The organism is Endozoicomonas sp. G2_1 (genome assembly GCF_017744155.1).
In the GTDB taxonomy this organism is placed as follows: domain Bacteria; phylum Pseudomonadota; class Gammaproteobacteria; order Enterobacterales; family Alteromonadaceae; genus JAGHQT01.
Genome location: NZ_JAGHQT010000001.1, coordinates 254488 through 277558, shown reverse-complemented (window position 1 = coordinate 277558; position 23071 = coordinate 254488). Strand labels below are relative to the sequence as shown.

The 23071-nt window shown below is 42.5% G+C and carries 20 protein-coding genes; 4 read left to right on the top strand and 16 right to left on the bottom strand.

The annotated features are described in order from the left end of the window. Positions 1-108 precede the first annotated feature (108 nt). From putP to J7384_RS01170, 14 genes are all read right to left on the bottom strand, one after another. Positions 109-1566 carry a sodium/proline symporter PutP gene (gene putP, locus J7384_RS01235; RefSeq protein ID WP_209110403.1) on the bottom strand — a complete coding sequence of 486 codons (1458 nt, stop codon included), beginning with the start codon at positions 1564-1566 and terminating at the stop codon, positions 109-111. A gap of 148 nt (positions 1567-1714) precedes the next feature. Continuing rightward, positions 1715-2437, bottom strand: coding sequence for a DUF3379 family protein (locus J7384_RS01230; protein WP_209110401.1), 723 nt, complete (start codon positions 2435-2437; stop codon positions 1715-1717). Next, positions 2430-2945 carry a sigma-70 family RNA polymerase sigma factor gene (locus J7384_RS01225; protein WP_247741561.1) on the bottom strand — a complete coding sequence of 172 codons (516 nt, stop codon included), beginning with the start codon at positions 2943-2945 and terminating at the stop codon, positions 2430-2432. The genes J7384_RS01230 and J7384_RS01225 overlap by 8 nt, the downstream gene beginning before the upstream one ends. Before the next feature lie 223 nt (positions 2946-3168). Then, entirely contained in the window at positions 3169-4941 is a 1773-nt protein-coding gene (locus tag J7384_RS01220) for a BatD family protein (protein WP_209110397.1), read from the bottom strand. Next, positions 4941-6941: a VWA domain-containing protein gene (locus J7384_RS01215; protein WP_209110395.1), complete on the bottom strand. Its 2001-nt coding sequence runs from the start codon at positions 6939-6941 to the stop codon at positions 4941-4943. The genes J7384_RS01220 and J7384_RS01215 overlap by 1 nt, the downstream gene beginning before the upstream one ends. Next, complete coding sequence (locus J7384_RS01210; RefSeq protein WP_209110393.1) at positions 6934-7932, bottom strand: VWA domain-containing protein; 999 nt, start codon at positions 7930-7932, stop codon at positions 6934-6936. The genes J7384_RS01215 and J7384_RS01210 overlap by 8 nt, the downstream gene beginning before the upstream one ends. Further along, positions 7925-8440 (bottom strand): DUF4381 domain-containing protein, encoded by a 516-nt coding sequence (locus tag J7384_RS01205; protein ID WP_209110392.1) that lies wholly within the window; start codon positions 8438-8440, stop codon positions 7925-7927. Before J7384_RS01205 ends, J7384_RS01210 begins: the two co-directional genes overlap by 8 nt. Continuing rightward, positions 8437-9468 carry a DUF58 domain-containing protein gene (locus J7384_RS01200; protein ID WP_209110390.1) on the bottom strand — a complete coding sequence of 344 codons (1032 nt, stop codon included), beginning with the start codon at positions 9466-9468 and terminating at the stop codon, positions 8437-8439. The genes J7384_RS01205 and J7384_RS01200 overlap by 4 nt, the downstream gene beginning before the upstream one ends. A gap of 34 nt (positions 9469-9502) precedes the next feature. Continuing rightward, a complete protein-coding gene (locus J7384_RS01195; RefSeq protein WP_209110388.1) occupies positions 9503-10459 on the bottom strand; it encodes a MoxR family ATPase in 957 nt (318 codons plus the stop codon). Positions 10460-10591: 132 nt separating this feature from the next. Continuing rightward, positions 10592-11809, bottom strand: a complete 1218-nt coding sequence (locus J7384_RS01190; RefSeq protein ID WP_209110386.1) for a putative manganese transporter — start codon at positions 11807-11809, stop codon at positions 10592-10594. A 21-nt stretch (positions 11810-11830) separates the two neighbouring features. Further along, a complete protein-coding gene (locus J7384_RS01185; RefSeq protein ID WP_209110385.1) occupies positions 11831-12127 on the bottom strand; it encodes a hypothetical protein in 297 nt (98 codons plus the stop codon). Beyond that, positions 12127-12630 (bottom strand): superoxide dismutase, Ni, encoded by a 504-nt coding sequence (gene sodN, locus J7384_RS01180; protein ID WP_209110383.1) that lies wholly within the window; start codon positions 12628-12630, stop codon positions 12127-12129. Before sodN ends, J7384_RS01185 begins: the two co-directional genes overlap by 1 nt. A gap of 24 nt (positions 12631-12654) precedes the next feature. Further along, on the bottom strand, positions 12655-12879 hold the full coding sequence (locus tag J7384_RS01175) for a hypothetical protein (protein ID WP_209110376.1): 225 nt from the start codon (positions 12877-12879) through the stop codon (positions 12655-12657). 25 nt (positions 12880-12904) lie between these two features. Next, entirely contained in the window at positions 12905-13351 is a 447-nt protein-coding gene (locus tag J7384_RS01170) for a hypothetical protein (RefSeq protein ID WP_209110374.1), read from the bottom strand. Between the two features lie 275 nt (positions 13352-13626). Between J7384_RS01170 and fadI the strand changes: the two genes are divergently transcribed. The 4 genes from fadI (at position 13627) to J7384_RS01150 (ending at position 17772) form a co-directional block, all read left to right on the top strand. Then, the gene (gene fadI, locus J7384_RS01165) at positions 13627-14934 is read left to right on the top strand and encodes an acetyl-CoA C-acyltransferase FadI (RefSeq protein ID WP_247741560.1); all 1308 of its coding nucleotides are present in this window, start codon (positions 13627-13629) and stop codon (positions 14932-14934) included. Then, positions 14934-17165: a fatty acid oxidation complex subunit alpha FadJ gene (gene fadJ / locus J7384_RS01160; RefSeq protein WP_209110372.1), complete on the top strand. Its 2232-nt coding sequence runs from the start codon at positions 14934-14936 to the stop codon at positions 17163-17165. The genes fadI and fadJ overlap by 1 nt, the downstream gene beginning before the upstream one ends. A 182-nt stretch (positions 17166-17347) precedes the next feature. Beyond that, on the top strand, positions 17348-17548 hold the full coding sequence (locus J7384_RS01155) for a hypothetical protein (protein WP_209110371.1): 201 nt from the start codon (positions 17348-17350) through the stop codon (positions 17546-17548). Between the two features lie 29 nt (positions 17549-17577). Then, a complete protein-coding gene (locus J7384_RS01150; protein ID WP_209110369.1) occupies positions 17578-17772 on the top strand; it encodes a hypothetical protein in 195 nt (64 codons plus the stop codon). Positions 17773-17956: 184 nt separating this feature from the next. Here the strand turns inward: J7384_RS01150 and J7384_RS01145 are convergent, their stop codons facing one another. Together J7384_RS01145 and J7384_RS01140 are read right to left on the bottom strand one after the other, a co-directional pair. Next, entirely contained in the window at positions 17957-18394 is a 438-nt protein-coding gene (locus J7384_RS01145) for a hypothetical protein (RefSeq protein WP_209110368.1), read from the bottom strand. Between the two features lie 128 nt (positions 18395-18522). Then, positions 18523-22992 carry an EAL domain-containing protein gene (locus tag J7384_RS01140; protein WP_209110366.1) on the bottom strand — a complete coding sequence of 1490 codons (4470 nt, stop codon included), beginning with the start codon at positions 22990-22992 and terminating at the stop codon, positions 18523-18525. Between the last annotated feature and the right edge of the window lie 79 nt (positions 22993-23071).

Genomic DNA, 23071 nt, shown 5'->3' with positions numbered 1-23071 from the left:
ACAAAATTCCTAACTTTTGATGGTTCAGATTTTATGGCTAAATGAGGTAAGCACTAAAGGTTGAACTATAGATGAAAGCGCCTAAGATAGCCATTGTTTTCTTGCTTGTTAGCTGTTTTTATTCAGTTTTACAAAGGTTTGTTCGACGCTTGGCTCGAAGCTTAGACGACTAACTAAATAGCCGACAATTGTCGCAAAAACAAAACCTGGCACTATTTCGTACAAATCGAAAATACCGCCATTTAGCTGTTTCCAAACGATAACAACAACTGCGCCTGTAATAATGGTGGCAATAGCCCCTTGTTTCGAGTATTTCGGCCAGTAGAGTGCGAGTAATATGGTTGGACCAAACGCCGCGCCAAAGCCGGCCCAAGCATAGCTCACTAGGTCTAAAATCGAGCTCTCTGGGTTAGTTGCTATAATCGTTGCAACAACGGCGATTAATAGTAAAGCAAACCGAGATAACCAAACCAGTTGATTTTCTGTCGCAGGTTTTTTAGTGATGTGTTTGTAAAAGTCCTCAACAATAACACTTGAACAAACCAGTAGTTGTGAGTCTATTGTACTCATAATGGCTGATAATATTGCGGCAATTAAAATACCTGCTAACCAAGGATTTAATAATGCTTGAGTTAGGTAAATAAAAACAGTTTCGCTATTTTCAAGTGGGCTATCTGCAAAGTATGCCGAACCGACTAAGCCAACAGCTAAAGCACCAATAAGCGCAACGATCATCCATAGCATCGCGATATTGCGTGACTTTGGAATATCGTCTCGCGATCTAATTGCCATAAAGCGAGACAAAATGTGCGGTTGGCCGAAGTAACCTAAACCCCAAGCCATTAATGAAATAAAGCCAAGCCAAGTAAAGCCATTGAATAAATTGGCAAAGTCTGGGTTGATTTCAGTAAGTTTACTTTCTGTTGCTGAAATACCACCGAGCTCTGTTACCGTGACAATTGGTAAAGCAATCAATGCGATTAGCATCAGGCAGCCTTGAAAAAAGTCGGTCCAGCTAACCGCTAAAAAGCCACCTAAAAAGGTATATGCAACAATAACAAAAGCACCGATAAGCAACGCAGACTGATACGGTAAACCAAAGACTTTTTCGAATAGAATTGCGCCACCAACTAAACCTGAAGAGACGTAAAAAGTGAAGAATATCAAAATAGTTGCCGCAGAAATAAACCTAAGTACATGACTACTATCGTTAAATCGGTGTTCAAAAAATGCGGGTAAGGTTAGGGCATTGTCTGCTTGTTCGGTAAACGTTCTAAGCCTAGGTGCGACCAAAAGCCAGTTAAAGAAAGCGCCAATAACTAAGCCAACGCCTATCCAAACCTCACTGACCCCTGATAAATAGATCGCGCCAGGTAAACCCAATAACAGCCAACCACTCATATCTGAGGCACCAACACTCAGGGCTGTGACACTAGGGCCGAGTTGTCGACCGCCGAGAATATAATCACTTAGCGTATCAGTGGCTTTATAGGCTAGGTAGCCAATCGATAGTGTGGTAAGTAGGTAACCAAAAAAGGTAATTAATGTGGGAGTTTCAAACGCCATAAAAAAATGCTTGCTGGTTGTTAGAATTATTATCCTAACATCCTAACAAGCATTTCTAGATCTCGCTAGTTTTTGTCTATCGCTAGACCAAAAGTTGCGTTCAACGGCTATTTTTTTTGCTACCAAATGACGCTCTAGATTTGGACTGCTAAATAGACCACTGAACCTTGTCGTTGATATTGCGTTGCCACTGGTCGATTGACTCGTTTTCATCGCCAATCACAACAATATTGCCGTTGACTGCCTTTGAGCTGAACTCCATCGCACGGCCTTGGTATTTTTCATCAGCAAAGCTTTCAGTGAATTTCATATCGCTCTCTGGCACAACAAAGACGGTTACAGGATTAGTATTACCTTGAAACACCAAGTGCAATACTTTTAATCCGTTAAAACGACAGTAATCAGCAGCGATAAGTTCACCTAAAGTGCTGTCAAAGCTGGCGTTAAAATCAGACATTTTGTCGTTGAGTGATGCTAAGCTGACTCGTGCCTGACTGTTGTTATCAAAGTAGCCTTCTTCATAATAAACATGTGCTAAAGCGTGGTCTGATAAATTACTATACGCGTTTGAAAACAACATAAAGTTCAGTGTTAAACCAAAAGCAAATGCTATCGACGCTGCGATCGCCAAGTGCCAACGAGTTTTACGCTTTTGTTGACGATGGCTAGCAAAGCTTTGTTTTAGCAATAATTTATCAGCAAGATCGTCTGGCACAGGTACATTTAATGCCTGTAAAATCTCATCATCTAATCGATCTATCTCTTGTGCGAATTGCTGCTTTTTCGGATCTTGACTAAGTGCCGCTTGCAACGCATCGTCTAAATTTTTTGGATCTGCATAAATACTACGTCTAAATTGCAAATCATCCATTGTGTATGCCTCTCATCATTGGCTCATCATCTAAAGCGTCTTTAAGTTGGTTACGCGCTCTAAATAGACGAGTCATTACCGTGTTCTTGTTTAAGGATAATATGCCGGCGATTTCTTCGCCGCTAAAACCACCGAGTACTTGCAGTACTAATGGTTCCCTGTATTCTTCCGGTAACTTGGCTATTTTCTCTCTGAGCCAATGGTTTTCCATTTCTTGTTCGTTACTCGCTGAATACGTGTCAGTGATTGCTGACTCTTCATATTCACCCATGTCAAAGCGCTTGCGCTCAAAGCGTCTGGCATTTTCACGACGTAAAATCGTAATAAGCCACGACTTAGCTGCTTTTTCATCTTTCAATGAATCTAAAGCGCGCCAAGCTCGCAAAAACGTTTCTTGCACTAAGTCTTCTGAAACCTGTTTATCGTGAGTTAGCCAAAATGCGTAGCGATACAAATCACCGTGCAAGGCTTTGACTAACGCCTCGTAGCGTGTTTGTTTTGTTGTCATGTTGGAAGAGACCTGATCTTGCTCAGATTTATTTCGAACTAATTTTTTTATCATGACTTTTTTCAAGATGAATGTGAGATCACGAGTTATCTTACCGCAAAATTAGCGCTTGTACCAAGCTGGTTATTATTAATGCAAGTAAGTAAAAAAGAAAAAGCCATGATATTTCAGTTATTAATATCACGGCTTTGATGTTTTAGCAGGAAAGGGAAGCGCTAAACAACTAGGGATTGAGTTGAATACGCTCAGAACTTTGTCTTACTTTTTTTCGTTCGCTAAGCATAGTATTTGCTTTTTGTAGCAATGTCGTCAGCTTGTCACCACGCCATGGCGTATCACTTTTGTTGAAGTAACTGGCCTGCAATTCATCAATTGCTGCGCTAACATCATCATCGCCCAGTATTTGCAGAGTTTGACTTAAATGACTGACGCGTTTGCCTTGGGTTAACCAAGACTGCGCATTAACCCATTGAGGAAGTAACGATAATACAAGTTGACCGTCATTTTGTTTTGCCGCGGCTAATAGCTTGAGGTAAATGCCATTACTGCTGTCGTCAGAGACAGGAAGCTCGCTAATTTTATTAGCTTTATTTCGTTTACTACTGATAAACCAGGCTAAACAAGTTAACAGCCACAAGGCCAGAAATAGCCACTGTAACCATTGTGTTTGCTGCGCTGATGTCGGCAACGGGTTAGTTAACCCTTGACTAACTTCATTATTTTTTGCCGTTTGCGCTTCCGCCTTGTTCGGTTGCTCAGTCACCTGGGCTTGTTCTGTGTTGGCAAAATCGGGGTTTACAGCAACGGTAATGGTTCGCGCGGGTAGGATAGCTTCTTGATACTTATTGGTGACCGTGTTCCACCAGGGAATGCGCACAGCCGGCAACTGGTATTGGCCAGGTTTACTGGCGACAATGGCAAAGTTGTAGACTTTTTGGCTCACCAATCGCCCTTTATTGATACCGGTATGGCTTTCAGCTTGGTCGGGGTAAACTTTTAAACCATTCGGTAAATCTAGTTCGATATCGGGCAGTTGCTCTTCTGAAACGCCGGCGGCAGTTAAGGTCACTGTCCGAGTAATAGGCTCGCCAACGACAAATTTTTCAGGGCTAGGTTGCCACTCGTGATGCAGGGTTAACAATTCACTTGGCAGCCACTGGCCATTAAAGTTACTCGGAATTGGTTTAACGTCGATCTCAATGTCTTCGCCAAGCACGCTCACTGGCTTGGTTTCATTAAAACCAAAAAAGCCATTATTACGACGTGATGGCACGATTATTTCGCCAGAAAACATAGGTGGTTTTAAGGTGAATTGGCCGCTTTGTTGTGGCTTTATCGCGAAGGTGCGCTCAATCACGCGGTAGCGACGACCATTAATAATTTTTTCGCTTTCACTGTCTTTGCCTACTTGTTTAATATCAGCGCTGCTCAACTCTGGCTCAGTTAGGCTACCTCTTTGCAGCTCGGCGGCAAAGTGCAGTTTTACCGATAACGTGAACTGCTGCTGAACGTAAACGTCAGTAGCCGAGGCTGAAGACTCGATAAATATATCGCGCTGCTGGTTTGATTGACTGGCTTCAACAACGGTTAACGCTATTTCATTGGTGCGGCTATCAGCGACTTGCAGCGAGGGAATAACCACTTTGCCAAGCTGTTTGGGGATTAACACCGTCGTCCACTGAGTGGTGCGACTGGTTTTAAAATTGACCATACTGGTTTGAGAGCTAACTGATGTCCGACCTACGGTGAAGTTTTTTAGCAGTGGCGAGGTATCCAGTGCATTGCGGTCGACATCGCCGTTGGCGATCACGGTAAATATCAGAGACTCGTTCAGCATCACAGGGTTTTTATCAACGGATGCGGTAACAGTTATTTCAGCTTGTGCCACTGACGAAAGCGCCGTTACAAGCAACAAGCTAAAGGTGTATAAAATTTTTTTGAACACAGCTAGCGCATTGACTAATCGCTGCATCGGTTTAGAGGCAGAAAATAACATTACCACTTTTTCTTAGCTCCATTGTTATTGTGTCGGCGCTTTTGATATTCGAGTTGCATTTTATTGCGCAATAACAAATACGGATCGTCCGTCACTTTTTTCAGTATTTGCTGATGTTTTTGCGCCGCTTCTTGATCTTGTTGCTCGGCTAAACTGGCTTGGTCAATTGCCGCAGTTTGCGCTTGTTCACCGGGTTGCTGAGCATCTGGTTGTTGCATTGCGTCAGACGCTGTTTGCTCGCTAGTTTGTTCTTGGTTGCCTTCATTACCAGATTCAGCCGGCTGTTGACTATTGTCTTTGGGCGTGTCGAGTTCGCTTTTATTTGACTGAGAGTTGTTCGATTGGTTGCTGTTATCACTTTGTTGTTCGCCTGAATCAGCACCTTGCTCTGAGTCGTCTTGCTCCGTGCTTTCTGAGTCTGAGTTTTCTGAGCTTGAGTTATCCGAGTTTGCGTTTTCAGTATTGTTCCCATCGGAGTTTTTACCAGCGTTATCACCGTTTTGTTGCTGATTTTGCTCTTGGTTGTTATCACCTTTGTTATCTTGCTGGTTTTGCTGCTCTTGTTGCTTTTTAAGCGCTTCAAGTAATTCTTTGTTAGCCTTCGCGTTGGTGAAGTCAGGTTGCTTATTCAGTGCTTGTTGGTAGGCGTCAATCGCTTCATCTATTCGGCCAAGTTTGGCTAAGGCATTGCCTTGGTTGTATAAGGCTTCAGCGCTGTTTGATTGTTGAAAGCCACTTAGCGCTTGTTCATAGTTACCTGCTTTATAATGAGCGCTGGCGCGCCATTGGCTATCAGCGAACTGTTCTGCCGCTTCTTGGTAAGCCTCGGCGCCAAATTTTTCTTGCGCTTGTTGGTCTTGGGTTTGCCATAAATCGGTCCAAGCATCTTGCAAGGTATTCGCTTGGCTAGGTACTGGTACTAAGCCAATTGATAAAGCCAATAGGGTTGATAACCCCGTGGTTAAGCTGGGTAATACCAAGCTAAAGAGCTGGCCTCGGCGAAAATAATTGAGTACCAAAGGCAAGACCAATAACAGTAAATAAGGGCCAGCTTCTTGCCATTGATCACCGGTATTGGATTGATTGTCAGTGCCTTGCTGTTGGCTGTTTTGATCTTCACTTTGGTCTTTATTCGAGTCTAGAAGAGAGCCGGAAACCAACTTTTCAATATCGCTATTGTCTAGGCTGATGGTGTGATAGTTGCCTTTGCCACTGCGGGCAATACCAGCGAGCTTAGCACTGGGTAATTTGGGAATAACGATGGCGCCGTTATCGTCTTTTAACAGTTCACCACTGGTTAATTTTATCGGTGCGCCAGCTTTGGTGCCGATACCGAGAATATTAACTTTATGGCCGAGTTTTTGTGCTTGCTCGTGCAGGTCGGTAAGCTCTTCGTTGTCGACGCCATCAGTAAACCAATAAATATCACCGCGCAGGTGACCCGCATTTTTTAGCATATCATCGGCCAATGCTAACGCTGCGTATGGGTTGCTGCCAAGCTCAGGCATAATGTCTGGGCTGAGGGAAGGTAGTAGTAACTTGATATTGTTAATGTCTGTGGTTAAAGGGCTGATGGTAAAGGCATCACCAGCGTAGGCTACTAAGCCAATATCGCCTTCGTTGATATTGTCGAGTAGGTCTATTGCCTTGTAACGCGCTCGAGTCAAACGATTAGGGCTGACGTCGGTGGCAAGCATCGAGTAAGACATGTCCATCACCAATACCGACCCGCGAGCAATTTGATAAACCGGTTGCGGCAGTTTTTGCCAAGAGGGACCGGCGAGTGCAATGATGGTTAAAAAGCCAATTAAAGCCGGCGCGAACAGTGACAAGCCAGTCGACTTAGCCGGTTGTTTTATCAATACCTCAGCCAAATGAGCGGGTAGCAGTTTTTGCCATGCAGTGTTGTTTACTTTGAGCCTGGCAACTAACCAGAGTGCGAATATCAATCCGATTAACGTGAACAACCAATACGGGCGAATAAAATGAAAATCAGCCATTATTCTTCCCCAATAATGCTTTTGGCCGACTGAGCCACAACAAATAACTAAATGCCAACAGTAAAGCTAATGATAGCGGCCAATAAAACAGTGCGGTTAACGGCCGCATTTGCTGCTGCTCTTGTTCTATTGGTTCAAGCTGATCTAGCAATCGGTATATTTCAGCCATCGATTCGCTGTCTCTGGCGCGAAAGTACTGACCACCGGTTTGCTCGGCAATATTGGTCAGTGTTTTTTCATCGAGTTCACTCGATGGATTGACTTTTCGGGTGCCAAACAGCGACCGCTCCAACATGACATCAGCACCGATGCCGATAGTGTAAATGGTTACCTTTTTGGCAATCGCCACTTCTAAGGCTTGCTCTGGCGTGATTTTTCCGGCTGTGTTTTGGCCATCCGTCACTAACACCAAGACTCGGTTAGATTTTTGTTTTTGGTCGAAGCGTTTTACCGCTAGTGCAATGGCGTCGCCGATTGCTGTTTTTTTACCAACTAGCCCCAACACGGATTCATCGAGCATTTGTTGGACTGTTTCTCGGTCAAAAGTCATTGGCGTTTGCATATAGGCGTCATCGGCAAAGAAAATTAATCCTAAGCGGTCGCTAACCCGACGTTCAATAAAATCGCCGAGTACGACTTTGAGCATGTCGAGGCGGTTGACCATACGGTTGCCAAGGCTCATATCTTCAACTTGCATGCTGCCTGATAGATCGACCGCTATCATCAGCTCGCGACCTTCAGTTGGAATGTTGACCGCATCACCTAGCCATTGCGGCCTAGCAGCGGCAAGTACTAACAACAACCAAATTACCGATAACAGAATAAGTGGCGCTTTACTTTTACTTTGTTGGCTGCCCGTTGACTGTTCTAAGGTCATCAACTTAGGTACTTGCAACGCGACCGAACTTTGCCTTTTTTTAGCGGGTAACCAATACACCAACAGTGGCAAAGGTAACGCCAGTAATAACCAGAACCAAGCGAAACTAATCATGAAAGCCTCCGCTGGTGCTGTTCTTTTTACTTGGGTTACGAGCAGGTGGTAGTGCTTTTTCTAACCAAAACACCAGCCCTTGCTGCAAATTTTTCTCTGCTTCCACTTGTGTTTTTGCCGCTTTGGTAGCCTCTCGATAATGTTGCTCAAAGCTTGAGGAGACTAACTGTTCAAAGTGTTGCTTGTCTTTATCGGGTAATTGCTCTGTTAAAAATGTGGCAAAGCCTTGACTGTGGATACTAGCAACACGCTCTCGGGGCCAGTAGGCGAGGGCTGCTTGCTTAAAAATAGACGATATTTCAGCTGCGCTGAGCGATTGATTCTTTGCCATCGCTAAAGCTTGTTTTTTGGCGTGGTTGAGCTTTTTGCGTTTGCTCAAGTAGCGAAGTGTGAAAACTAGGCTGAGAATAATAAGTGCTAACAGTAGCCACCAGCCAAGAGCAACCGGATATTGGTGAACATCTTGGGGTAACTGGATGTCTTGTAGTTGAGCGAGGGGATCGTTCACACGCTAACTCCGTATTTTAACTGACGCTCTAAGCTTTGTCCGGTGTGCAAATGGAGCAAGCGCGCGCCCGCTTTTTGTAATTGTTGATCGATTTGCTGATGCAACTGATCTGCCGCTTGCTGATAGTGTTGATGCGTCGTTTTGCTGGCGAGGTTGAGTTCTTGACGTTGCTCGCCATCAGTAATCGCCACTGTCATTGAATTTTGCTCAGGTAGCGCGCACTCAAGCGGGTCGTTAATCAGCGCGACGACAAGTTCACAATGCTGGCTAATTTGACTCAAGTGACGAACCGCAGTTTCAGAAAGCTGATAACCGTCGGTGATCAGATAAACTAAGCTGCCTGGCCGAGCTAATTGGCGCAAGCGTGCGCAGTTTTCAGCAAAATAGTCGTGTCCAGTTTGCTGCACTGGCTTGCGGTGGCCGACGTTTGTTTGATTTAGAGACAATTGCTGATTAACACTGAAATTTTGCCCTTCGTGCAAGGCGTGTAAGTAATGCAAAACACCTTGCTGGCGACTGCGAGGTTTGAGTTCGCTGTGCTGATATTGATTAAAGACAATACCGCCAATGCGATCGCCTCTCGCTTTAGCATTCCATGCCAGTAGCGCGGCAAGGTGACTTGCTTGTAGTGACTTGAATAAGAGCTGACTGCCAAAGTTCATGGTCTCGCCAAGATCTGTCGCGATTAATACCGGTCGCTCAACTTCTTCGCGAAACAGCTTAGTGTGGGTTTTGCCGGTGCGGGCGGTGACGCGCCAGTCAATGGTGCGAATATCGTCACCGGTTTGGTAATGTCTGACTTCGTCAAACTCCATGCCTTTACCTTTTGTTCGGGCAAGGTAGTTGCCTGACATCTGGCTGCGAACATGCTGTTTGGGTGCGAGGTTAATCAGCGATGTTTTGCCTTGATAAGCGATTAGCTCTTCAATCGACAGCAAAACCCCGTTACTGCCAAGTTCAGCCAGTTGCTCTTGGCTGTTTTGCTGGGCAGATTGCTTTTGACTAAATGCTTGACGTAACCAATTCATAAGCGTTTGTACAAGGTTAACCAACTAAACAGAATTAACCGACGGCCACTAAGCTCAACAAGCGATCGAGAATTTCGTTGCTGGTTAAACCTTCCGCTTCTGCTTGATAAGTCAGTAAAATACGATGGCGAAGAACATTGTGAAAAACGGCTTGGACATCTTCAGGACTAACAAAGTCACGACCGTGTAACCAAGCACGAGCGCGGGCGCAGCGATCTAAAGCAATGGTCGCACGCGGGCTTGCGCCATAAGCCAACCACTGTTTTAGTTTGTCGTCGTATTTTTCTGGTGAGCGGGTGGCAATAATCAAATCAACAATATATTGCTCGATAGCAGGTGCCATGTGAATCGATAACACTTGTTCTCGAGCGGCGAAAATATCTGCTTGGGTGATTTCTTCAACTTTTGTCTTTTCGTGCTTTAACGCTTCACCGCGGTTGAGCTTGAGGATTTCTAACTCACTAGCGGCATCTGGATAGTCAATCGCGAGGTGCATTAAAAAGCGGTCGAGCTGAGCTTCAGGTAGCGGATAGGTACCTTCTTGCTCAATCGGGTTTTGCGTTGCCATTACTAAAAACAATTCCGGCAACGGATAGGTTTTGCGGCCAACGGTAATTTGCCCTTCAGCCATTGCTTCAAGCAATGCCGACTGGACTTTTGCTGGCGCACGGTTGATTTCGTCAGCCAAGACTAGATTGCGAAATAGCGGACCAGATTGAAACACAAAACTGCCGTCTTCCGGGCGATAAATATCGGTACCGGTTAAGTCGGCAGGCAGTAAGTCTGGGGTGAATTGGATGCGGTGAAAATCCGCTTCTAGGCCGTCAGCAAGGGCGTTAACGGCACGAGTTTTTGCCAATCCCGGCGGGCCTTCAACAATCAAGTGACCATTTGCCAATAAGGCAATTAATAAGTTTTCGACTAAATTAGCCTGACCAATAATTTGTTGTTCTAAGTGTTGCTTTAATGCCGCAAAACGCTCTATAGCCATAAGGTTAAAATTTAGTTAATTTTATTAATGATAACTATATATAAGGCTAATAACAGTAAAAACAAGGCCGGAAAATATTTTGTCACATATTTATCTAGAATTAACCGCTGACAGAGCAATCTCACATCTTGTTTATTCGAATAGGTAAAAGTAGCCGTAAGCGACCATTAATGCTGGAATAGTTGAGTACAAGGTCGCCATTACTGCTGCTTTGGGGGCTAGTGCAATCGCTGGGAACAGTGCATCACCATCATTGCTAATGGCATTACCCAGTTGTGCTGAAAGTGGTAATGCATCGCTTATATATAAGCTTGTAACAATAATTTGTGGACCACAACCAGGTAGTAAACCAATAACAACGGCGACTAAAGGTGTCAACACGCCTAAGTTTGCAACACTGTTGGCGACGTTGATATCGCTCCAAAATATCACTAGTTCAAAGAGCAAAAAGGCGCTAATCACCCAGCTTGTGACGAAGTTAGTGTCTTGTGCGACTTTTTGATAAAAGCTACTCGTACCAGCTTTCGGATCTTCTGAAACTAAGGTTTGATAATTAACTACTTCACGTGTGGTTGCCCAAAGTATCATGGCAATAATCGCAGCAACAGCTCCTAAGTAAGCCATAGTGTTCGCTGGCAGTGTTAGTGCTTGTTCAATATCAACTTGAAACGAGTACAACAAAGCGACGGCAATACTTGGAAATAATAACCATTGCCAAAACCTGCCTTGCAGTCGCAAGCTGGTTTGGTCAATACCTGTTTCACTTTGCTCGCGGTAGACTTGCTCTTGTTGACATAGCTGCTGGCGTTTGTCTAGCTCATGGTCAGAACACGGCCGCATAAATTTATTGCCGTGGATTTTATCGACGACTAGTCCTGAAATAGCGCCGACCAACATACTGGTGACAATGACCAGCAGTGCGATTGACGGTTTGGCTGCGATCAGTAAAAAAGCGGCATCACCCATAGTGGCGGTTAACACGGCGACCACACTGCCAAAGCTCAGTTTGCCCCGGACATATTGGGTAATAACGACAATCGCGCCGCCACAACCGGGTAGGGCACCCATTAAGGTGGCAAATAATACTTGATAGCTTGAGTGCTGATCTATTAAGCGACTAATGGTATTGTCTTTTCCGAGTTTTACTGTGATCGCGTTGTAAACCGCTAAAGTTGCAGCAACATATGCTGATACCTGCCAAAAGGCATCTGAAAGCACTTGGATGGTTAAAGCTTGGGTATTGGGAGATAACAGTAAAGCGATGAGGGTAACAGGAAGAAACAAGCGCTTGTTAGTCAGTTGCCAGCGCTGTTTAACCAGCTGCTGTTTTACAAGTTGAGCCGAAATCATAACTTTGGTTAGAGAAGTCCTTTAGGGTTGGCGACAAATCAGACAGACTTTGCCGGATACTTGGTTTTTATTGACTGGGCCGATCTCTTCAATAGAAATACTGTGTTCATTCTCCCCGCAAAACCAAAGAAAACCGTATTTGTCGATGGCACTGACGGTTTTAATAAGCTCGCCATATTTAGGGTGATTAAATTTAAGTACCTGACCAACTTTAATCGGTAAAAAATTGAGCCAAGAGCAGACCACAACAAAGCTGTTGTCCGGCACTCTTGGCGACATACTTAAGCCATTTACTTTTGCTATTTGCCAACCGAGCATTAGCTGTCCAATTTAGGGTAAACAACATGTTGTGCTGGCGGATAAGGACAAACAGCAGTGAAGGTCTCAACGCCTTTGGTTGCCCAAAAAATTTCTGCAAAGCGATTAACTTTAGTCAGTAACTCTAGCGTAGCGGTTTTATCTACGTGCTGTTTAGCTGCTGAACACGCCAGCATGATGCTGTGGGTGAGTTCGTGAATTTCAGGAAACAGCTCCATTTGCGGTGTTTTAAAGTAGTCACCCCAAATAATGCGAATTTCTTCTTTTAATTTTAATCCGTGTTCTTCTTTTTGCGCGACAAGTCGATTAAATTGCGCTTGCTGATTGACGGTTAGCTGTTCGTTGGTTGTAAGTTCTTCAAGTAAATCAACCATGCGAATCATGGTTAATACAGCAATTTGTGCCGCCGATGGATCATAGATTTTACAAGGGATGTCACAGTGGGCAGATACGCGATCAAAATTGAGTTTAGTATCGAGCGTTTCAAATAATTTATAGAACATGGTCAATTCTCGTGTGAAGCCTAATTATTTTTTTGAGGTTGATTTGTCGTTTTTGCTGCCTACTAAGCGATATCCCGCATAAGCAATAGCAATAATTGCTGGTAACAACCAAAGTAAGTGAATAAGACCAGACTCTGGCGCGCTGTGATCGTGGCCGCTATGAGCAAACGCTGCACTAGGCAACAACAGGCTAAAGACTAAAGCAAGTGATGCAAAAAGCGGTTTTAAGATTGCGAGTTTAGGTAACATTTTTACAATGACTCCAGTTAATTATTTAATGAACAGTTTCTTGATTTTGGTCTAATTGAGCTTTGAGCGTTTGCAATGCATGTTGGCAATGATTACACGTTGGATATTTTTGACTGTATTGCAGCAAGGGCATTAAAGTGGTTTTTAATGCTCGATGAGCAATTAACTGCATATCTTCAGATAGTGTTTGGTTTTGTGACAAGTCCAGCATTCTTTGGTGGGCAATCAGTAAAAATTGCAGGGCGACTTGGCTTTCTTCTTGGACTTCAAATAGTGCTGATAAGTTGTGGACGCCACTTATCCAAGCCATCAACAACTCAATATTTTCTATATCTTGTTGCCAAAGAGAATCTAGGCTGGTAATAGCCTCTTGATAAAAATACTCGGCTTGTAACCATTGCTGTTGATCGAAACAATCATTGCCTTGCTTCATTAACTGTTGCCAATGCATTTCTTCTAGTCCTAAATTCACAATCAGTAAATTAAATGATAATAATTGTTATTTGTATTATCAAGGGTTTTGTTGGTTAATTAATCGTAATTGTTTATAACACTTATTTTTATTGTTTATATTTAATCGTTAACTAGTTGTTTTTAATTGAGTAATAAGTAAGGGTAGTGTTTAATTATTGTTTGAGTTTGAGCTCTTTTATATTTGCTTTTGCTTTTACCGTTGAAAAAATTTCATTTGCGATTAAAATCTATGCCACAACCAAGAGGTCTGACCTCTCAGCTAAGGGATAAATTATGACACAAACCCGACTTACAACAGGCAGTGGCGAGCGCATAGCGATCGTTTCTGGCTTACGCACGCCATTTGCCAAGCAAGCAACGGCTTATCACGGTGTACCAGCCGTTGATCTAGGTAAAATGGTGGTTAATGAATTAATCAAAAAACACGATCTCGACCCAAAAGTGATTGATCAGTTGGTTTTTGGTCAAGTTGTTCAAATGCCTGAAGCACCAAACATCGCCCGTGAAATCGTGCTTGGCACAGGTATGAATGTACATACTGATGCTTACAGTGTTTCTCGCGCCTGTGCGACCAGCTTTCAGTCGACCGTCAATGTTGCTGAGTCGATTATGGCGGGTGTCGTTGATGTTGGTATTGCTGGTGGTGCTGATTCATCTTCAGTGGCGCCGATCGGCGTGAGTAAAAAGCTGGCTAAAACGCTACTCGATTTGTCAAAAGCTAAAACCTTTGGCCAAAAATTTAATCTAGTTCGCCAGTTAGGTTTGAAAGATTTATTGCCAGTACCGCCTGCAGTTGCAGAGTATTCAACTGGCTTATCTATGGGGCAAACCGCCGAGCAAATGGCGAAAACCCACGGCATAACCCGAGAAGCACAAGACGAACTTGCTCACCGTTCTCACACGTTAGCGACCGAAAGTTGGCAGCAGGGCAAATTGGCGGATGAAGTCATGACTGCACATCCAGAGCCTTATAAGCAGTTTATTGAGAAAGATAACTGTATTCGCGAGAACTCTGTATTAGATGGTTATGCCAAGCTCAAGCCGGTATTTGATCGCAAGCACGGTAGTGTGACTGCCGCTAACAGTACGCCATTAACGGATGGTGCTGCAGCTGTTTTGCTTATGCGTGAAGGGCGCGCAAAAGAGCTCGGTTATGAGCCACTGGGTTATATCCGCAGTTACGGCTTTTCTGCCATTGATGTTTGGCAAGACATGTTAATGGGGCCAAGTTATGCAACCCCAATTGCCTTGAAACGAGCGGGTATGACATTAGCCGATTTAGATCTTGTGGAAATGCACGAAGCTTTTGCCGCACAAACACTAGCCAACGTGAAAATGTTTGCCAGCCGCAAGTTTGCTAGGGAGCAACTGGGCCAAGACCAAGCGATTGGTGAAATTGATATGACTAAATTTAATGTGATGGGCGGCTCTTTAGCTTATGGACATCCGTTTGCCGCAACTGGCGCTCGTTTGATCACCCAAACGTTAAACGAACTTAAACGCCGAGGTGGTGGTGTCGGTTTAACTACCGCATGTGCAGCTGGCGGTTTAGGTGCAGCAATGATTGTGGAGACTAACTAATGGCTGATAAAAAAGTGAAAGACCAAGCTACAGATGTTGATCAGGCCAATGATCAAGTGATTGAACAAGTTGAAAGCACAGAGAGCAAAGCATCAACATTTACCTTAGTGCGTCAAGAGTCAGGTATAGCCCATCTTATTATGGATGTCGTTGGCGATACCATGAACACGTTAAAAGCTGAGTTTGCCGATGAAGTGTCACAAACGCTGCAAGCAATCAAAGCTGACAGCACTATTAAAGGTGTGATTTTACTCAGTGGTAAAAAGGGCTCATTTGTTGCCGGTGCTGATGTCAACATGCTAGCAGCTTGTAATACCAGCGCTGAAGTGGTGGCTATTTCACGTCAAGCGCAAATGATCTTTCAACAACTAGAGCAACTTTCTGTACCGATTGTGGCTGCAATTGACGGCCCGTGTTTAGGCGGCGGTTTAGAGTTGGCAATGGCCTGTCATCAACGCGTATGTACTGACAGTGGCAATACTGCACTAGGTTTGCCGGAAGTTCAGTTGGGCTTACTACCTGGTGGTGGCGGTACTCAGCGTTTACCTAAATTGGTTGGTATTCAAAAAGCATTAGACATGATGTTAACAGGTAAACAACTGCGCGCGAAACAAGCGTTAAAAGCGGGTCTTGTTGACGATGTTGTACCGGCGAGTGTGTTGGTGAAAACGGCCGAAAAAATGGCTCTTGCACAAGCTAAAAAAGGCTTAAAACCTAAACAGCGCAAACAAAGCTTACTTGATAAGGCGCTAGAAAATAATCGCTATGGTCGCCAAGTGGTATTTTCGCAAGCGAGTAAAACGGTAGCGGCGAAAACCAAAGGAAATTATCCTGCGCCATTAAAGATTATTGATTGTGTTCGTGCGGGTGTTGAGCAAGCTTCAGCAGTTGGCTATCAAGTAGAGGCAGACCATTTCGGCGAACTTGTCATGAGCCCTGAATCAGCTCAACTGCGCAATATCTTTTTTGCAACCACTGAAATGAAAAAAGAGCAGGGCGTTGCCGGCGTTAAAGCCGAAAAATTAAATGCCGTTGCTGTTTTAGGCGGTGGCTTAATGGGCGGTGGTATTTCGTTTGTTACCGCAACAAAAGCGAAACTACCGGTGAGATTGAAAGATATCAGCCACCAAGGTATTAGCCATGCGTTGAAATACAGCTACGATTTGCTGAACAAAAAGGTTAAACGTCGCTTTATTCGCAAAAGTGAAATGCAAAAGCAGTTAGCCATGGTTACTGGTACTGTTGATTATACCGGTTTCAAAGACGTCGATATTGTAGTTGAAGCGGTATTTGAAGACTTGTCATTAAAACAGCAGATGGTTGCTGACATTGAACAGCATTGTGGCGAGAACACTATTTTTGCCAGCAATACTTCTAGTTTGCCGATTGGTCAGATTGCCGCAAAAGCGAAACGTCCAGAAAACGTCATTGGTCTGCATTACTTTTCGCCAGTAGATAAAATGCCGCTTGCTGAAATCATTGCTCATGAAGGCACTTCAGATCAAACTATTTCAACGACCGTAGCTTTTGCTAAAAAGCAAGGTAAGACACCGATTGTTGTTAAAGATAAGGCGGGTTTTTACGTCAATCGCATTTTGGCGCCGTATATGAATGAAGCCGCTAACATTTTGTTGCAAGGTGAACCTATCGACAAGCTTGACCGAGCTCTGGTTAACTTTGGCTTCCCGGTTGGGCCGATGCAGTTGCTCGATGAAGTGGGTATTGATATCGGTGCTAAAATCAGTCCTATTTTGAAGGCTGAACTTGGCGATCGTTTTGAAGCACCTGCGGCTTTTGATAAGTTGATTGCTGATGGCCGTCTGGGTAAGAAAGCTAAGAAAGGTTTCTATTTGTACGAGAAATCAGGCAAAGGACTATTTGCTAAAAAAGGCAAACAAGTTGATACCAGCATTTATCGCTTGTTAAATATTGAGCCTGAAGGGCGTTTGTCTGAGCAGGAAGTTGCGAAGCGCTGCTTGTACTTGATGCTGAACGAGGCTGCTCGTTGTCTGGGCGAGGGCATTATTCGCAATGCTCGTGATGGTGATATCGGTGCTATTTTTGGTATCGGTTTCCCACCATTCCTAGGTGGTCCTTTCCGCTACATGGATAAGGTTGGTTTAGTTGCTGTAGTTAAACAGTTAAATCACTGGGCCAATGAACATGGCGATCGTTTTACCCCGTGTGATAAGTTAGTTGCTATGGCTGAAGCAGGTGAGAGCTTTTACTAGCCATATCTGTTTAATGCAGTTAGTTGCCGTTAAGCGGCATTAACATTCCATAAGGAGGGGCAAGACATTGCCCCTCTTTTTGTATTTAAAATCTAATACTGCAGTCATTTTTCACACAAAGTTAATTATTAGTTCTATTTAACTTGCTATAATATTGGCTCGATTTTGCCAGAGGTAGTTGTATGTTGTTGGTGTTGGCCTGTTTAGCTGTTTTGTCTGGGCTATTCTTTTACTGTCAAGCGTTGATGAGTGGCTTAGGTCGCAGACGCTGGGCGTTTGCTGGTGTTGTCTTTGGGCCTTTGTTATGGCCAATGTTTTGTATGAAAAAACGCATGAAGCATTATCAGTCTTTTGGTCTTAATTGTTTGACCTTTAATGCTTAATATTATTCTCAAGACTATAGGTTAATATCGTGACTAACAAAGCTAGCAATAAAGATTTGTCTGCCAATACTCTTCCGCCTAAAGTTTTGGTAGAGACATGGGTTAATATTATTCGGTCTTCTGAAAATCAGTCTGCACGAGAGCGCGCAAAAGACATGTTACTTGGAGCGTTTGGTGATATGCAGTCAGTTGCCACTTATATGAGAGAAAACGGCTTATCTTAACGTTCTGCAGCAATATGAGTAGATAACCGATAACATCCTTGTTATTTGGTTCTAGTGATGCGGGTATGCACAATTACCATCCTTTAGTTGCTTGAATTTCCTTGATTTCTATCGACATAGCAATTTTGTTTGCCTTAGGGCTAACTAAGAAAAAGTCTTTTAACAGCTTAATCATAATATGCTCCTAAATACGAATCATACCGCGACGAGTAGCTGACTCTTGCGTGTCTAACTCATTTGAAATACGAATCATACCGCGACGAGTAGCTGACTCTTGCGTGTCTAACTCATTTGAGATGCGAATCATACCACGACGAGTAGCGGACTCTTGCGTGTCTAACTCATTTGAAATACGAATCATACCGCGACGAGTAGCTGACTCTTGCGCGTCTAACTCATTTGAGATGCGAATCATACCACGACGAGTAGCTGACTCTTGCGTGTCTAACTCATTTGAAATGCGAATCATACCGCGACGAGTAGCTGACTCTTGTGTGTCTAACTCATTTGAAATACGAATCATACCGCGACGAGTAGCTGTTTCATAAACCGCTAAATCGTGTGATTCAACTGTTGCTGGTGTGTTAGCCATCCCAAGTGCCAAAATAATTTCGTTAATCATAGCTTTACCCTTAAGTGTTAATAAACTATTAAGAGTTAAGCTATTTTTGTGCCAAAGATACTAGGTCATATAGTTATTGGGCTGTAGCGATATATTTGAAATACGGTAATTTTTTGACGGTTATAAAATTATCTAGATTTTTTAAACGTCGTAGATTTGTCAGTAATACTGTGGGACAGCAAATAGTTATGAAAGTCTTTCTCAGGTAACGGTTTACTGTATAAATAACCTTGAAGCTGTTCACAGCGCAAACTAGCGAGATATTGTAATTGTTGGTTTGTTTCTACGCCTTCCGCAACCACGTTCAAACCTAGATTATGAGCAATGGTGACAATAGTTGCTACCATGTTACGGCCTTGCTCAGAGTGCTCAATGTCATCAACAAAAGCTTTATCTATTTTAAGAGTATTTAGTGGAAAGCGTTTTAAATACGCTAGAGATGAATAGCCAGTACCAAAGTCATCTAAAGACAAGTTAATTCCCATTGCGCGAATTTGCAGCATGGTTTCTATCGCCTTTTGCGGTGAGTCCATTACTGTACCTTCGGTAATTTCAAGCTCTAAATACTTAGCCGGTAACTGGCTCTCTGTAAGCGCACTTTCAATCACTGAAACGAGGTTCGGTTGAGTAAATTGTACTGCCGATAAATTGACAGCCATACGACCGTCAAATAAACCGGCGTCTACCCATTTTTTGGTTGCAAAACAAGCTTTGCGCAATACTACTTCACCAATGTCGATTATTTGACCTGTTTCTTCAGATACTGGAATAAAGACGCTTGGACTGATGACACCTTTATTTGGCATGTCAAATCTGACAAGCGCTTCCATGCCTGACACTTTACCTGAAGCAATATTTATCTTAGGTTGATAGAAAACAGAGAAGAAATCGCCTTTTAGGCCATGTCGAATCAAGTTTTCAACTTGCAATCGCTGAACTGCTTGCTTATTCATTGATTCGCTAAAAAATTGATAGCGGTTACCACCTAGGTTCTTCGCGTGATACATGGCTGTATCTGCGTTTTTGAGTAATTCTTGCGGGCTAACACCATCTTCTGGGTATAGCACTATACCAATACTACTATACAACACTAGCTCTTGGTTCTTAATGCGCAAAGGTTGAGCGATTGCTGCCAGTATCTCTTTAGCAATAGATGTAATGGTATGAATGTCATTGGTGTTTTCAATTACTAAACTAAACTCATCGCCACCTAAGCGATAAACGGTATCTTGCTGACGACCAATATTTAAAATGCGCTCTGCTACTTTACACAACAGGACATCGCCTGCTTCATGACCTAGTGAATCGTTAATCTTTTTAAAGTTGTCTAAATCAAAAACCAGCAGGGCATGTGGTACTTTGTTTTTGACCAAACGAAGCTGATTAGCTTGAAAATAAGAGCGGTTTGGTAACCCAGTTAGCGTATCTGAATTCGCAAGTTTTCTGAGCTCAGCTTCGGTTTCTTTACGTTTAGTGATATCGGAAAAGACACCGACAAAATGAGATATACTGCCAGCGTCATCTTTGATGATATCTAGGCTAAGTTCAGTCAAAAATACTTCGCTATTTTCTCGACGGTTTTCTATTTCACCGTGCCAACTGCCGTTTTTAATTACGTTCTTTTTAATACTTTGATTAAAAATATCTGAGTACTGTGCAAAATGCATTGGGGTGCCAAGCATTTGTTTTTTAGACTTACCAGTTATGCGAATAAATGCCTGATTAATATCGACAATAGTAAATTGTCGGTCGTAGATTACAACTGCGTCAGAAATACTCTCAATACATTTAGCAAATAACTTTAATCGCTCTTCGGCTTTTTTGATGTGACTAATATCTTTTAGGGTACCAGTCATTCGAGTTGGCTTGTTGTCATCATCTCGATCAACGATTTTTCCTCGATCTAAAATCCAAACCCATTTATTGGTTTTGTCCTGCACTCGGTAAGTGGCCTCGAAGTGCTTGCAGTCGTCATCAAAATGATGTTTCAACGCGCTTTGTACTCGTTTAATGTCTTGAGGGTGAATGTTACTGTATTCTACTTTATTGCTGCGTTTTCCATCTTGTGGAAAATCTAAGGTTCCCCAGATGTTTGAACGATAAATTTTGCCACTGGTAATATTCCAGTCCCACATTTCATCGCCGCTACCCCAAAGGGATAGTTTTAAGCGCTCTTCACTTAACTTGATTTGTAAGTTGTACTGTCGTTTATAGCGATACTGCTGGACGAAGTAACCTATGACTAACAAAGCGAGTAATGTGTAAGCAGCCTTTGCTATGTTCGATAGCCACCATGGTGGCAGTATCTTGATCGTTAATTGTCGGGTTTTGTGGTTTTCGGGGTGATAGATATCGTAAGCCTGTAACTCGAATATGTATTCACCAGCACTCAAATTTGTATAGGTTGCTCTCCTATTATTTTCACCAGAGTCTATCCAACGCTCCTCTAACCCTTTTAGACGATATTTGTAACCAAGTTGCTCTGGTAAGTCTGCATTTGGCGACGAAAACTCTATACTGAATGGTGATTGTGCATGTTTCAAGGTTAGAGTTGTAAGCTTGTTAAGTGATTCTCTAAGGGTAAACTTATCTTTTACCTTGACAGGGGGAATCTCTATACTTACAGGCTTATTTGCAATCAACAGCTTATTAAAAGATGGCGGCGATATTTGAGTATTTAATGCTTTTAGGGTCAATGGATTAAACTCAACTATCCCGTTCAGACCTCCAAAGAAAAATGAATCGCTAGAATACTTAAGTGATGAATGACTAATAAATTCTATATCAGTTAGCGCGAAGTCAGTATAAAATGCCTGCGATTTCAATAAGTGCGGGTCGATAACATTTATACCTTTATTAGTCGAACACCAGGCTGCGCTGTTTTGATCTATTATACACGCGTTTATAAAGTTGTTTGTTAGCCCTGAATTTTCGTTAAATACCGTCGACTTTAAATTGTTTAAGTCTATCAGAGCAATTCCTTGAGATAATGAGCTTAACCAAACGTAATTGTCTGAAACATGTATATTGTTAACAGAAAGAAATGAGAACTCAGAATTTGATGCTATAGTGTATTTCTTCTGCTTCCCATCAGCTATGTTGAATTTTATTAGTTCATTACTTCCAGTTACACTCCATATGTATTTTTGTTCTTGATTGTGCAAGCCCGTCAGTACTTGCTCACTTGCGTTGGTATGTATTGTAAAGTCGTAATTATTTAGATTAAATGACTTAAGTTGACCACTGTTATCCAAGAACCAAATAGAGTCGTTTATTATTGTTAATTCTGTAAACGCATTGAAGTCACTCTGATTGAACCATTGCTCGATTTTTATATAAGAAAAGGTTTCTGGGGAATACTTAAGTAACTGATTACCTGTGGTCACTAGCCATAAAGTACCATGACTATCTGATTTCAATTGAACAATTTCTTTTCCAAGATTCAAGGGAATATTTGTTACTATTTCATTATCTATGTAATTAAGACCTTTTTCGACTGACGCAAACCAAAGCTTGTCATCTGGAGTTTTTGTCATGACTTCAACGCTTATGTGTTCATTGTCGAAATCATATAGTTGGTGCTTAAAAACGGTTGATAATGGGGTAAACTGATTTAAGCCCTTCAAGGTTCCAATCCACAAACTTCCATTTGAGCTTGCAAATATATCCATCACTTGATCATCGGATAAGGACATGTGATGGCTTTCAGATTGATAATTTGAAATGTGGTTATCTAAGACCCTAACCGTGCTAATACCGTTACTCGTGCCCAACCAAATATCATCATTCGATTGTTTAGCTATTGCTCTTACAGTATTTGATAACAACCCGTTTTCAACTGTAAATTGTTGCTCAACCGAAAAATCTTTGCTAATTACATAAGCGCCTTTTTCTGTTGCAAGCCAATATTGGTTATTTATTTCTTTCATGTCATACAATGCTTGCGCATCTATAGACAGATTCAATTTATTATTGTTTTGCAATGAAGTAGCAAATGAAAAGGTATTGTTTGCTATAAAAATACCTTGGTCATAAGTGCCGAGCCAATAATTACCTTGGTTGTCTTGAAATATTGTCCTCACTTCTCTGAGTTTATCGGTAACTCCTCGAATACGAACACGATTAAAGGTGTCATTTACTGAGTTATATTTGTGTATTCCTAGCTCTGTCGATACCCATATAACCCCTTTGTGATCCTGATAAATGTCCCAGATAATGTTGTCGCTGAGTGTTGATACATCGTTAGCGTAGTGTTTGTAGTTTACAAAACTATCAATATCGCGGTTGTATCGGCTCAAGCCATTTTGTGTGCCAACCCAAAGGTTGTTTTGTTTATCTACAAAAACTTTTCTAATGAAATTATCAGCTATTGAGTTTTTTGAAGACAAATTGTGTCGATAATATTTAAACTCATAACCGTCGTACCTATTCAAACCGTCTTGAGTAGCAATCCAAATAAAACCGTCGTTGTCTTGGGTAATACTGTACACGTAGTTTTGCGATAAACCGTCTTTCACTGACAGTTGTTGAAACTTTAATGGTGCATCTAACTGGAGGTTTTCACTGTGAATAGAAAAAGATAATACGAGAGATATCAACGAGAACAAAATGCATTGTGTGCTTCTAGTAATTTTTGAGTCAAGTAGCAATCGAAATTTTGTTACTAATAAGTACACT